The sequence below is a fragment of the Natronococcus sp. JC468 genome (genome assembly GCF_012163165.1).
GTDB lineage: Archaea > Halobacteriota > Halobacteria > Halobacteriales > Natrialbaceae > Natronococcus > Natronococcus jeotgali.
In genome coordinates this window covers 1-12,866 of the sequence record NZ_JAAVUO010000020.1, presented here as the reverse complement: position 1 = coordinate 12,866, position 12,866 = coordinate 1, and the positions used below count along the sequence as shown (strand labels likewise).

Sequence of the window (12,866 nt, the reverse complement as noted above, 5' to 3'; positions counted from 1 at the left end):
GTAACCGCCGATCGACGACCCCGATCAGCTCGCCGCGGCCTCGTCGGTCGTCTCGAGCTGGCGGACCGTCATCACGGGCGCCGGCGAGCGGCGGACGACGCGTTCGGCGACGCTGCCGAGCAGCAGGCGGTTCTCGCCGTGGCGACCGCGGGTTCCGGTGGCGACGACGTCGGCGTCGACCGCCCGGGCGTACTCGCAGATCTCCCCGGCGGGTCGGCCCTCCCTGACGGCGGTCGTCACGTCGTCGTCGGTTCGATCCTCGACGGACGCGAGCGCGGCGTCGGCGGTCGTCTCGAGGGCGGTGCGCAGCTCCTCGCGGAGCTGTTCGGGCGAGGCGTCGACCTCGCTGGCGTCGATCACCGAGAGGACGTGGATCTCGGCGTCGAACTTCTCGGCCAGGTCGAGCGCGACGTCGACCGCGCGGTTGACGCTGTCGGAGCCGTCCGTGGCGATGACGACCGTCTCGAACATACCCCCACGTACGGTCGCCGCGGCTTAAACGCTCCCGTTGGCGTGGCGCGCTCGGGCTCGTTCGACGGGGCGACCGAACCCGGGTGAGCTCGGCGAGGTCGCCGTCGGCGACGGGATCGGTGGGGGAGTCTTTTTGACGCCGGAACACACACTCGAGCGTATGGACGCCAGAGAGTCGTTTACCGTCGACACGGTTCTCGCGCCGGTCGACGGGAGCGAGGAATCTGCGACCGCCGTCGAGTACGCCGTCGCCGTCGCCGACCGGTACGACGCATCCGTGCACGCGGTGTTCGTGCTCGGGCGGGGCGTCGTCCGCGGGCTCGACGCCGGCACGGTCAAGGAGGACGAGGTCGCCGACAGCACGCAGGGGTTTCTCGACGACGTCGGTCGGATCGCCGCGGACGCCGACGTTTCGCTGTCGACGTCGGTCGACCACGGGTTCTCGACGACGCGAAAGACCCGTCACCCCGGAAACGTCGTCCTCGACACCGCCGACGCCGTCGACGCCGATTTCATCGTGCTGCCCCGCGAACCCGTGACCGGCGCACCGGCGGAAGTACTCGAGAAGGCCGCGGAGTACGTCCTTTCCTACGCGAGCCAGCCCGTTCTCTCGGTGTAGCTCCGCGCGGTTGCAGCCGGCTACTCGAGCAGGATCCCCATCTCCTGCTCGAAGCTCTCCGTCCCGGTGGGCTCGAACCCAACCCGTTCGTACAGCGCGATCGCCGGCGTGTTCCAGCGCTCGACGGTCAGCCAGACGTGCCGGATGCCCAGCTCGTCGGCGTGGCCCAGCAGGTGTTTGAGCAGCTGGGTGCCGATGCCGGACTCCTGGTAGGCCTGCAGGACGAAGATCGCCAGTTCCCACTCGATCTCGCCGACGTCGCCGACCGCGGAGGGATCGTCGACGTCGGGGACGAGCACGGCGTGGCCGACGACGTCCTCGCCGTGGCGGGCGACGACGTTGACGCTGCTCTCGGCGATCGCCTCGAGCCAGTTGCGGATCCGTTCCTCGCCCGTCGGCGGGATCCCCTGGGCGCGATCGGTCGGATCGAACTCGACGTACATCTCGACGGTGTCCTCGAGGGCCTCGCCGGCGAACTCCTCGACGGCACGGTACTCGATCTCACGGTCCGACTGGTCGGTGTCGGTCGTCGGCGGGGCGGGGAACGGTCCCGACGTCGCGTCGGGATACACTCGATCGGGCATCGTTATCGCACCAGCTTGACCGTCGTCGGAGCGTTCAGCAGGACGAACTCGGTGAGCGATCCGAGCTGGATCTTCCCCATCGGGCTGATCGTGCCCCCGCCGATGACCAGCTGGTCGAACTCGCCCTGTTCGGCGTAGTCGACCAGCGAGGCGCCCGGATCGCCCTCGAGCCGTTCGAGCTCGGCGTCGACGTCGGCTTCCGAGAGCAGCTTCTCGGCCTGGCGGTACATCTCCTCCTGGGAGCGCTCCGTGTCGGCCTTCTCGAGGACGGCGACCGTGAGATCGTCGCCGATCTCGCTCGTCCGGTCGATGGTGCGGCGCAGCGCCGTGATCGATTCGTCGCTTCCGGCGAGACCCAGCAACACGTTCATGGCTACGTGTGTGAGCTAGTGGACGAAAACCGTTGTGCCGCCCGCTTCGCGCCCCGGACGCCGGCCGCGTGACGACGACGTTAAGGGCGCGTGGAGAATACGTTGACCGAATGAGTGACGCAGCGCTCGATGTCGTCGAGTTCGTGCTCACGACGAGCGTCTACTCCGACGACAGGACGCTGGACGAGAACGATCTCCCGCCGTCGTACCGACGGGTGTTCTGGACGGGCGGGAGCGACGACGGCGACGGCGAGGACGACCGTACCCGCGGGGGGATCACTCGGCCCCTCTCGGCGACGAACAGCACCGCACGCGAGGCGACGGGGGTCGACCGCCCCTGGGAGGCGGTCTCCGGGCTGATGTTTACCGACCGCGACGAGTTCTCCGGGACGATCAGTCTCACCGAGGAGGGGATGGCCGAGCAGTGGTACCTCGAACGGGTCGACGACGAGCGCCTGCTCGAGAACCCGACGCTCGCGAAACACTTCGCCGAGGCCGACGAGCACGACGTCGACGCCACCCACGAGGAGGCCCGCGAGCGAAACCGGCCGATCCAGGCCGATCGGGTCTGGATCGACGGCCTGCTCGAGGAGTACTTCGACGAGGAGGAAGACGAGGAGATGCTCGATCTCGTCGACGTCCGAGCGCCCGAGGAGGTCGACGTCACCCTCGACGACCTCGTGTTGACCGCCGACCAGGAGGCCGAGATCGACAAGATCGCGAAGGCGATCGAACACCGCGACTACCTCGCGGAGATCGGCCTGCGCGAGATCGGGAAGCTGCTGTTCGTCGGCCCCCCGGGGACGGGCAAGACCTCGACCGCACAGGCGCTGGCCCAGGACATGGATCTCCCCTTCGTCGAGGTCAAACTCTCGATGATCACCTCCCAGTACCTCGGCGAGACGGCCAAAAACGTCGACAAGACCTTCGAGGTCGCGAAGCGACTCTCGCCGTGTATCCTCTTCATCGACGAGTTCGACTTCGTCGCCAAAACGCGGCGCAGCGACGAACACGCCGCCCTGAAGCGCGCAGTGAATACCCTGCTCAAGAGCATCGACAACATCTCGCTGATCCAGGACGACGTGCTCCTGATCGGGGCGACGAACCACCCCGACCAGTTAGACGCCGCGGCCTGGCGTCGGTTCGACGAGATCGTCAACTTCCCCAAGCCCGACTACGACATGCGGGCCGACATCCTGCGGGTGATCACCCGACAGATGCGCATCGACGAGTTCGATCCCGAACTCGTCGCCGAGGTTACCGAGGGAATGACCGGCAGCGACCTCCGGATGGTGCTCCGGGAGGCCGTCCTCGAGGCGTTGACCGAAGACCGGACCGCGCTGACCCAGGACGACCTGCTCAACGCCGTCGAGGAGTTCGAGGAGCGGGACAACCTGAAGAATATGGACATGATCGACGGCGACCACGACGCCCTCGTCGCGGGCGGCGACGTCGGCGGCGGCGACGGTCACGATCACGACCACGACCACTGACCCGACCGAGAGCGCAACGGCCAACTGTTCGGGCGTCCTCGAACCGGTGTGTACGACTTCCACGCCCACACCAACTACTCCGACGGCTCCTTTCTGCCGGGGATGGTCCGAGCCGCCGAGGAGGCGTGTCTCGAGGGGATCGGGCTGACCGACCACTGTACGATCAGTTCGCGAACGGAGGCGAACGCCACCCGCAACCGCTACGGGTTCAATCTCGATCTCACCTACGAGCGCCGACGTGACGCGATCGAGCAGGTCCGCGAACGAGCCGCGGTCGACGTCTACGACGCCGTCGAGATGGACTACGACCCCCGCGACGAGCCCGAAATCGCGGCCTTCCTCGAGGAGGCGAACTTCCAGTATACGATCGGTAGCGTCCACGCCGTCGAGGACGAGAACGTCCAGGTCGCCTCGAACTTCGAGGACCTGTCCGAATCCAGACGGGACGACGTCGTCGACGACTACATCGATCGACTCGTAGCGCTGATCGACTCGGAGCTGTTCGACGTCGCGGCCCACCTCGACCTGATCGAGCGCACACCCCCGCTACAGGGACGGACGACGGTCGACCACTACGAGCGGGTCGCGCGGGCGTTCGCCGACTCCCGGACGGTCCCCGAGATCAACGCCGGGCGGGCGACCCGCGAGGACCCGCTCGTCCACCCCGATCCGGAGTTCCTCGAGTCGCTGCGGGAGTACGACGTCGCAGTGACCCTCGGCACCGACTCCCACGCTCCGGACGAGATCGGCGAGCGAACGGCGTTCCTCGAGGAGTTCCTCACCGAGCGGGACCTCGAGCCAGTGAGCCCACCGAGCCTGGAGTCCCACGCGAGATAATCGGGCTCGAGGTCGGCGACACCACGCTTTTCCGCTCGCCGTCCGACGAGTTCGACATGACCGACCAGAACGTGTTCGGCACCGAGCTCGAGCCCTGTAGCACCGACCCGACCACCGGCTTCCTGCGGGACGGCTGCTGTCGGCGCGTCGAGGGTGACCGGGGCCGTCACGAGCTCTGTGCCGTCCTCACCGAGGAGTTCTTACAGTTCAGCAAGGCCCGTGGCAACGATCTCACGACCCCTCGTCCCGAACTCGAGTTTCCCGGGCTCGAGCCCGGCGACCGCTGGTGTCTCTGTCTGGGACGCTGGCTCGAGGCCGAGGAGGAGGGCTGTGCGCCCCCGGTGGTACTCGAGGCGACCCACGAGGCCGTCCTCCGGGACGTCGAGCCGGATCTGCTCCGCGAACACGAGTACGATCCGCGGGACGACGACCCGTCGGAGTCGGGTTCCGATTCGGTCTCGGACTCGGCGAACTGATCGGCGACACGTTCTACTGTCTCCCTGTTTTCGAGGGTAACTTCGCTCCGGATACCCGTTACGTCTAGGCAGACTACGTCTCACTAGAGATTGACCTCCCTTCGTTGCGGTGGCGTGCGCTGTCGACTGTCCGAACGCCAGTGAGGACAGTCGACGATACTGTGCGAGGGATGAGCGAACGATCGCAGGGAGTGAGTAAATCGGCTGGGGAGGGCGTGGTGAGCCCCTGTGTTCGTGCGAGCAGACCTGCTTCCGTAGAGAGTACCACGAAAGCCCCTGGCCCCTTTCAGTCCCACCCAGCAGCGGTTGATCGGCACTGCAGACACAGCACCGGACGTTCCACTCGCACTCGGAGATGACACGAGCCCCGAATTCCGACGGGAGCGAGACGACTCGAGGAACCGACCGAACTGGCGACGGGTCGGGGAACGCCCTTTATACGACGGCTCCGAATGGCCGGTAGATGACCGATGGATCGAATCGGACGGACGCCGCCGACGCGTTCGCCCGGCGGGCGCAGGCCGAGTACGGCGAGTCGATCCGTCACCTCGTCGCGTTCGGCAGCGCCGTCCGCGGCGACGAGCGGGGCGTCCACGGCGAGGCGGAGCTGCTACTGGTACTCGAGGATCTCGAGCCCGAACGCGAACTCGAGGCGCTGGCCCGCGAGGTCGGCCTCGAGCACGGCACCGTCCTCGAGGTGCACGTGCTTCCGGCCGAGCGCTACGAGGAGCGCCAGGACCACGAGTTCGTCGAGCGGGCGTTCGCCGAAGGGGAGGTGTATGTGTAGGCCGCGAAGACCCGATCCGGGCGCGGGCCGCGACCGTACCGGCGCCGCGCCCGGGGAGGCCCGGTAGGGATGCGCGTCACCCTGCTCGGCACCGGCGACACGACCGGGACGCCGACGGTGGGCTGTGACTGCGAGACCTGCCGGCTCGCACGGGAGCGCGGCCTCGAGCGCACTCGCTTCTCGGTCCACGTCGAGAACGAGCGCACCGACGAGTCGCTGCTAGTCGACTTCAGCCCCGACTTTCGCGCCCAGTTCCTCCGCGAGGAGGTGCCGCTGCCCGACGCCGGCGTCGTCACCCACATCCACTTCGACCACCTCGACGGCCTGGGCAACGCCTTCCGGGTGTTCGACTCGCTCGAGGTGTACGCGGCCGACGAGACCGACCCGCGGACCGGAAAGAGCGTCGCGGAGACCGTCGCCGACGACTACCACTACCTGAACACGATCTCGGTTCGGCCGACGACGCCGCTCGAGCCGATCCGGATCTGCGGGCTCGACGTGACGCTGGTTCCCGTCGAGCACCCGCCGCTGGTCTGTTACGGTCTCGCGATCGAAGACCCCGAGACGGGTGCGAAGCTCTCGATCACGGGCGATACGAACTACGCCGTTCCCGACCGTTCCCGGAATGTCCTCGCGGATCCCGACCTCCTGCTGGCCGACGCGATCGTCCCGGCTCACCTGTGTAACTCCCACCCCGCAGGCGGTCGCCACGAGGGGCCCGACGGAACCCCCTACACCTTCGGCTCGAAACACATGACCCGCGAGGGGGCGCTGGCGCTGGCCGACGAACTCGAGGCCGACCGAACTCGGCTCGTCCACCTCGCGCACTACTACCCCGCCGACGAGGCGTTCGAGGAACCCCTGGCGGTCGACGGCGAGACGTACGTCCTCTAAACGCCGGGGCAGGTTTATCCCGCTCGCGCGCCAACGACGGGAGTATATTGCCGTCACCGGACACCACCGAGCGCTCCGACGCCGACGTCGGCTCGCGGCTACAGCTCGACATCTGGCACCCCCAGTGCTGGACGCTCGAGGTCACGGCGGCCGAGTCCGGGGGATTGCTCGGTCACGGCGTCCACCGAATCGACGAGACCGCGACCGGTCGGTTCACGGCCTACGCCCGGTCGACCGCCGAACTCGAGGAGTTGCTCGCGGCGATCGACGCCTCCCCGCTCGTCAACGCGGTCTGGACGGTGGATCGACACCACGCGACCGAGGCGGCCACGCCCGGGCGAGCGAACGCGACGACGGGGCTCATCGTCCAGTACGACCTCGCGAACAGCATCAACGACGCGCTGGTCTCGCGGGGTTTCATCCCCAACGAACCCGTCCGCATCGCCGACGGGCGCGAGCACTGGACGGTCGTGACCTACGAGGACCGAACGACGGTCGCGGAGCGGTTGGACGAGGTCCGCGAGGCGGAGTCGGCGGACGTCGTCGTCGAGTCGATGACGGCGCTTCGCGACGACGTCGCCGACGGGATGTTCCGGACTGATCGACTCTCGGAGCGCCAGCGGGAGGTGTTCGAGCTCGCGCGCCGGCGCCACTACTACCGCTGGCCCCGCGAGGTGACGGCCGCGGAGCTCGCCGCGGAACTGGGCGTCGCGGAGTCGACGTTCCTGGAACACCTCCGGAAGGCGGAGGCGAAGCTGCTCGATCCCCCCGAGTGAGCCGTCCCCCGACACGGTAGGTGCGACGACCCGCGGTATCTAGGGAGGGGGCATAAGTCGAACTCAGTGCCATTCGGTGGCATGACAGGCGACGACTCGAAGTCCGGACGGAGCCTCTCGCGCGACGTCGGCCCGTTCGCCGCGATCGCGACCGTCGTCGCGGGGACGCTCGGCGCCGGGCTGTTCGTGACGATCGGCACGGCCAGTTCGACGACCGGGCCGAGCGTGATCCTCCTGATCGCGCTCTCGGGACTGGTCGCGATGGCTATCGCGATCAACTACAGCTGGCTCGCGACGATCTTCCCCGCAGCGGGATCGACGTACTCGTACGTCTCGCGGGCGTTCAGAAATCGTCTGGGCGGGTTCGTCGCAACGTGGTCGCTGTGGCTGGGGTACATGGCCGCGGTCGCCGTGCTGGCCATCGGATTCGGAAACTACCTGCAGGTGTTCTACGCCGGGGTCGATCCGCGCGTCGCGGGCGCCGGGCTGATCGCAGTGCTGTTTCTGGTCAACATGCTCGGCATTCGCCGGTACAGCGTCTCGCAGAACGCGATCTTCGTCCTGCTTCTCGTCTCGATCCTGGTGCTCGTGGTTCCGGGCTCGTTCACCGTCGAGCCGGCGAACTACACGCCCTTCTTCACGGGCGGGTTCGACGGCGCGCTCGCCGCCACGGTGCCGCTGTTTTACGCCTACATCGGGATCGCCGTCGCCGGCGAGATCGGCGCGGAGGTGAAAAATCCCTCCCGGAACCTCCCGCTGGCGATGGTCGGCGGGACGCTGATCCTGATCGCGCTGTACATGTGGACCGCCGCGGTCATCTACGGCGTCGTCGGCGACTACACCGTCCTCGCGAACTCCGAGCGTCCGCTGTCGACCGCCGCCGAGACGTTCCTGCCGCTGAACGCGACCGCCGTCGTCGGCTTCGGCGGGTTGCTCGCGACCGCCTCGAGCGTCCACGCCGTGATGGCCGCGGGCATCAAGCTCCCCTACTGCTGGGGGTGGGACGAGGTGTTCCCGGCGCGGTTCTCGGCGGTCAACGACCGCTGGCGGACGCCCCACTGGTCGCTGCTGACGCTGTTCGTGGTCTCGACGGGGCTCACCTTCTGGACGAGCGGGCTCGACCAGGTGATCGCGATCTCGACGTTCAGCTACCTGGTCGCCTACGGCGCGACGTCGCTGACCGCGATGTACGTCTACCTCCGGAAGCCGACGCTGCGATCGAAGGCGGCGTTCGATCCGGGCGCGCTGCTGTTCGTCCCGGGGCTGATCGGCCTCGGCGGCTGTCTCGTCTTGCTCTCCCAGGCCTACGTCGAGTCGCTGCCCGTCTTCGTGCCGTGGCTCGCGATCGGACTCGGGATCTTCGGTCTCTACTGGTACCTCGGCCGACGGGCCGACGCCGACGTCGGCTCGATCCTCGACACCCTGCCCGGGGTCCCCACCGACGAGTACGACCCGAACATCCGCGGCGGTCACGGGGCCACCGACGAGTCGACCGTTCCCGACAGCCGCGAGCCGGCGGACGACTAACCATGACTGGAACACCCGACGCAATCGACCCCGACGCGACGATCGAACTGCTGCAGCAGCTGGTCCGAATCGAGAGCCCCTACTTCGAGGAGGACGAAATCGTCGCGTTCGTCTACGACTGGCTCGCCGAGGCGGGCCTCGAGCCCGAGTACCATCCCGTCTCGGAGCCGGAACTCACCGGTTACGAGGGGAACAACGTCCTCGCGCGCCTCGAGGGATCCGATCCGGACGCGCCGACGCTGCTGTTGAACGCCCACGTCGACACGGTCGAGATCGTCGACGGTTGGGACGAGGACCCGCTGTCGGGGCGCCTCGAGGACGGTCGGTGTTACGGACAGGGCGCCTGCGACATGAAAGGCGGGCTCGCGGCGGCGATGGTCGCCGTCCGGGCGCTGGCCGACGCCGACCTGCGGGGCGACGTGTTGTTTACGGCGGTCGTCGACGAGGAAGGCCCCTACGGGCTCGGCGCGAACCAGCTGCTCCGGGACGGGGTGGTCGACGACTGCGACGCCGCGATCGTCACCGAGCCCGGTCCCGTCCTGGCCCAGTCCGACCTCGAGAATCCGGCGCTCCTGCTCGGCGCTCGCGGGCGATTCCTCTACGACATCGCCGTCCGCGGACGGGCTGCCCACGGTTCGAAGCCCCACGAGGGAACGAACGCCGTCGTCGACGCCGGGCGGTTGGCGGCCGCGCTGGCGGAGATGGACGTCGGCACCCACCCGAAGCTCGGCGCGGGATCGGTCTGCCCGCTGTCGATCGAAGGTGGGGGCGAGACGCTGTCGGTTCCCGATGCGTGTCGCCTGCTCGTCGACCGCCACGTCGTTCCGGGCGAGGGGCCCGACGACGTCCTCGAGGACGCCGAGCGCGTCGCCGACGGGCTCGAGCTCGACTCCGAGGTCGAAATCGGCTTCCGCGAGGCGCCCGCGTCGGACGTCTACTACGGTCCGTACACCACCGACGAGGATCATCCGCTGGTTCGCTCGCTCGAGGCGGGCGCGGAGTCGGTCACTGGAACGAGCCCCGCGATCGGCTACTTCTCGAGCGTCGGCGATTTCAACTACTTCGGCCACCGCGCGGGGCTGCCGACGGTGATCCTCGGCCCGGACGGGGAGAACGTCCACGGGGCCGGCGAGTTCGTCTACGCCGACGAGGTCGTCGACGTGGCTCGCATCCTCGTCACGGCCGCGTCGGACTACCTCGGGTGAGCGGGCGAGGCTAGAACCCGCCGCCGAAGAACAGGCCGAGGAAGTCCTGCACCGACGAGAGCGCCAGTCCGAGCGCCAGCAACACGAGCGTGGCGTTGACCACGTTCAGCAGGGTCGTGTTGCGGTACTCGCCCATCGTCTCGCGGTCGTTGACGGCCCAGAACAGCAACAGCGCGGCCAGCGGGAGCCCGAAGATCCCGTTGTACGTCGGGAAGAGGATGACCATGTCGACGACCGACAGGTTCAGAACGCTGCTGACGATCGGCGACGCGAATCCCGTGGCGGTCAGTCCGACGAAGACGAGCTTGAACAGGCGACTGCCCTGATCGACGTCGATGTCCATCGCCTGCGGGATGATGTACGCCGGCGTCCACATGATCGGGATGATGCTGTTGAACGCTGCGGCGGTGACGCCGGCGATGAACAGCACCATCGCCCAGGTGCCCAGCACCTCCACGAGGGCCTCGCCGGGCGTGATGAACGATTCGAGCTCGGTGAATCCCATCGGCTGTAACACCGCAGCCGAGACGACCAGGATCGCGACCGTGGTAATTCCGCCGACGGTAAAGCCGACGAGCAGATCGCGACGCGCGTCGGAGACGTCGCTCTCGTCGGTCCAGCCCTTCTCCTCGACGAGGATCGACTCGAGGAAGAAGTTGGGCCACAGCGCGGTCGTGCCGAGCAGACCGGCCGCGATCGCGAGCGCGCCGAGGGAGTCCGAGGTGGGGACGAACCCGAGCGCGACGGCGCCGAGGTCCGGATTGCTCGGACCGGCGACGACGAGGTACAGCAACATCACCGAGAGCATCATCGCGATCATCAGCTGTTCGATCTTCTGGTAGTTCAACAGGCCGACGCCGATGGCGACCAGGGTCGCGACGACGGCGACTGGCTGCCAGGCGATGGCCCCGCCGGTGACGAAGGAGACCCCGGCGCCGACGGCGGCGACGAGCCCGAGCGTCCAGGCGACACAGCCGATCGAGAGGAAGACGGCGATCAGCGTCGCGAGTTTCGTTCCGACTTTCTCGCGGACGAATATCATGAGCGGCTTGCCGTGAATGCCGAGTCGCGCGCTCATGTCCTGGGCCATCACGCCGAGCAACACCGCGCCGACGACGGCCCACAGCAGCGTGTACCCGTGCATGAGGCCGGCCTGGCTCGCGATGTACACCGAGCCCGAGCCGAAGTAACTGGCGACCATGACGAACGCCAGCCCGTATTCGCTCACCGCCTCCGATATTTCCTGTCCAATTCTCCTCGTAAAGCTTTCAGTTGTACCCATGAATTAAATTTCCCGTCGTTATCTGCGGGCGGTTCGATCAACCTACAGAGATAGTACTGCGAATTCAATCAAATATAGCGACTCCGGACGGAAAAGGGCCAGCGTTTCAGGTTCCAGCCCACCATGGGAACAGCGCCCGAAAACCCGAAACTGAGGGGTTTGTGAACGCGGGGGTTCTCGTCTAGCTGAACCGCTCTAACCCCGATTGCGCTCGCCGTTTCCCGTCCGGATCGGCGATCCAGTCGGTCCGCCGATCCCGTTCGGCCTCGAGGTCGACGTCGGGTGCCGGCGCGGGATCGTAGCCGGGACAGCCGGCCCCGCAGTCGCTTTCGGCGTCGACGACCCGATCCGCCCACTCGCAGTACGGCAGCGTCGCGCCGCTCGAGTCGTCGGCTCGACAGCGCGCACAGTCGGGCAGCCCGTAGGTTCGCCACCCCTTGCCGTAGGCCCGTTCGGCAATCCGGCGACGGGTGCGGGCCTTCGCCCCGGGCGAGGCGATCGCGACGTCGGTTCGGCCGGGGTGGGACTCGAGGGGCTCCACGCCGGGGTCGGCGACCGCCAGCGGCGTCGGCTCCCGGAGCACGTCGATCTCGCGGACCGCTCCGTCCTCGCGGTGGACGCGCCAGATGCCGACCTCCTCGGGGATCCGATTGCGGTGGGCGCCGGTTACGTAGCTCTCCGTCGCCAGCACGACCCCGTCGACGACGCCGAGGCTGACGTCGGTTCGAAGCTGGCTCTCGAGATCACCCGGTCGGCCGAGATCGGGCTTGTTCTCGATCCCGAGGAGGCGACCGTACCAGTCGGGATACCGGGCGACTTGCCGGACGTAGTCCCGTCCGTTTCGGCGCTCGCGCTCGAAGAAGCCGACCTCGAGCGCGCGCTCGGTCGCTCGCCGGGCCCGCTTCGGGTGGCAGTCGAAGGCGTCCTTCCAGTACCGCGCGCGGCCGGGGCCGACGCGGGAGTCGATCGCCGCCGCCGGGATCGACTCGGCCGTGATCGCCGCTCGGTCCGCGAAGGCGGGGCCGGGCTCGACGCCGACGACGTCGAGGACGCGACCGCCCGGATCGGCGACGCCCGCGCCGAGCTGGCGGGCGTAGAGCCGATCGCTCCGGGCCTCGAGGGCGGCACACAGCTCGAGTTCGAACGCGAACTCGCTCACGGACACAACGACGGCCGACGGAAAGAAAAGGGGTCGGATCGGTCGGTTCGGTGCGATACAGTGTCAGTCCAAACAACAGGATTAATCACCCTCCGGATCGAAGCCGGGCGGTGTATGGGGGTACTCGATGCACTGGGTGTTCGAGGCCGCGGCGAAACGACGCGCTACGAGTGCCGAAACTGTGGACGGGAGCTGACCGCCGACGCCGAGGCGTGTTCCGGCTGCGGCTCCGGGGAGATCGCACACTACGAGTTCTGATCGTCGCTCCGCAGTCTCGTTACAGAAGGGCAAGGAGAAAGCCCCGTGCTTTAGCGCGGGGATGAATCCAACAATTGACTCCTCCGTCCACAGTCAATAGCACATCTGAGTTTGAAACCATTAACAT

General features: G+C 67.7%; 15 protein-coding genes. 10 read left to right on the top strand and 5 right to left on the bottom strand.

The features are described from left to right. Window positions 1-24: 24 nt before the first annotated feature. Window positions 25-471, bottom strand: a complete 447-nt coding sequence (locus tag GWG54_RS12650) for a universal stress protein (protein WP_167938117.1) — start codon at window positions 469-471, stop codon at window positions 25-27. 160 nt (window positions 472-631) lie between these two features. Between GWG54_RS12650 and GWG54_RS12645 the strand changes: the two genes are divergently transcribed. Beyond that, window positions 632-1,090 carry a universal stress protein gene (locus GWG54_RS12645; protein WP_167938116.1) on the top strand — a complete coding sequence of 153 codons (459 nt, stop codon included), beginning with the start codon at window positions 632-634 and terminating at the stop codon, window positions 1,088-1,090. Between the two features lie 20 nt (window positions 1,091-1,110). On the opposite strand, the gene GWG54_RS12640 is transcribed toward GWG54_RS12645, so the two are convergent. Further along, window positions 1,111-1,674, bottom strand: a complete 564-nt coding sequence (locus GWG54_RS12640; protein ID WP_167938115.1) for a GNAT family N-acetyltransferase — start codon at window positions 1,672-1,674, stop codon at window positions 1,111-1,113. Window positions 1,675-1,676: 2 nt separating this feature from the next. After that, entirely contained in the window at window positions 1,677-2,045 is a 369-nt protein-coding gene (locus tag GWG54_RS12635; protein ID WP_167938114.1) for a universal stress protein, read from the bottom strand. A 110-nt stretch (window positions 2,046-2,155) separates the two neighbouring features. Between GWG54_RS12635 and GWG54_RS12630 the strand changes: the two genes are divergently transcribed. The 8 genes from GWG54_RS12630 to GWG54_RS12595 all read left to right on the top strand — a co-directional run bounded on the left by GWG54_RS12630 (window position 2,156) and on the right by GWG54_RS12595 (window position 10,040). Continuing rightward, entirely contained in the window at window positions 2,156-3,538 is a 1,383-nt protein-coding gene (locus GWG54_RS12630; RefSeq protein WP_167938113.1) for an ATP-binding protein, read from the top strand. 48 nt (window positions 3,539-3,586) lie between these two features. Further along, window positions 3,587-4,375 carry a PHP domain-containing protein gene (locus tag GWG54_RS12625; protein WP_167938112.1) on the top strand — a complete coding sequence of 263 codons (789 nt, stop codon included), beginning with the start codon at window positions 3,587-3,589 and terminating at the stop codon, window positions 4,373-4,375. Between the two features lie 56 nt (window positions 4,376-4,431). Continuing rightward, window positions 4,432-4,851 carry a DUF2237 family protein gene (locus GWG54_RS12620; protein ID WP_167938111.1) on the top strand — a complete coding sequence of 140 codons (420 nt, stop codon included), beginning with the start codon at window positions 4,432-4,434 and terminating at the stop codon, window positions 4,849-4,851. 463 nt (window positions 4,852-5,314) lie between these two features. Next, window positions 5,315-5,638 (top strand): hypothetical protein, encoded by a 324-nt coding sequence (locus GWG54_RS12615; protein WP_167938110.1) that lies wholly within the window; start codon window positions 5,315-5,317, stop codon window positions 5,636-5,638. A gap of 69 nt (window positions 5,639-5,707) precedes the next feature. After that, window positions 5,708-6,532 (top strand): MBL fold metallo-hydrolase, encoded by an 825-nt coding sequence (locus GWG54_RS12610; protein WP_167938109.1) that lies wholly within the window; start codon window positions 5,708-5,710, stop codon window positions 6,530-6,532. A 47-nt stretch (window positions 6,533-6,579) separates the two neighbouring features. Further along, window positions 6,580-7,308, top strand: coding sequence for a helix-turn-helix domain-containing protein (locus GWG54_RS12605; protein ID WP_209438426.1), 729 nt, complete (start codon window positions 6,580-6,582; stop codon window positions 7,306-7,308). 81 nt (window positions 7,309-7,389) lie between these two features. Next, on the top strand, window positions 7,390-8,835 hold the full coding sequence (locus tag GWG54_RS12600) for an APC family permease (RefSeq protein WP_167938108.1): 1,446 nt from the start codon (window positions 7,390-7,392) through the stop codon (window positions 8,833-8,835). A gap of 2 nt (window positions 8,836-8,837) precedes the next feature. Continuing rightward, the gene (locus GWG54_RS12595; protein ID WP_167938107.1) at window positions 8,838-10,040 is read left to right on the top strand and encodes a M20 family metallopeptidase; all 1,203 of its coding nucleotides are present in this window, start codon (window positions 8,838-8,840) and stop codon (window positions 10,038-10,040) included. Between the two features lie 10 nt (window positions 10,041-10,050). Here GWG54_RS12595 and GWG54_RS12590 read toward each other — a convergent pair whose 3' ends face one another. Next, entirely contained in the window at window positions 10,051-11,322 is a 1,272-nt protein-coding gene (locus tag GWG54_RS12590) for an NRAMP family divalent metal transporter (RefSeq protein WP_167938106.1), read from the bottom strand. Between the two features lie 181 nt (window positions 11,323-11,503). Further along, window positions 11,504-12,487 (bottom strand): DUF5787 family protein, encoded by a 984-nt coding sequence (locus GWG54_RS12585; protein WP_312854287.1) that lies wholly within the window; start codon window positions 12,485-12,487, stop codon window positions 11,504-11,506. Window positions 12,488-12,595: 108 nt separating this feature from the next. Between GWG54_RS12585 and GWG54_RS12580 the strand changes: the two genes are divergently transcribed. Then, window positions 12,596-12,739 carry a hypothetical protein gene (locus GWG54_RS12580; protein ID WP_008420527.1) on the top strand — a complete coding sequence of 48 codons (144 nt, stop codon included), beginning with the start codon at window positions 12,596-12,598 and terminating at the stop codon, window positions 12,737-12,739. The last annotated feature ends 127 nt before the right edge of the window (window positions 12,740-12,866 follow it).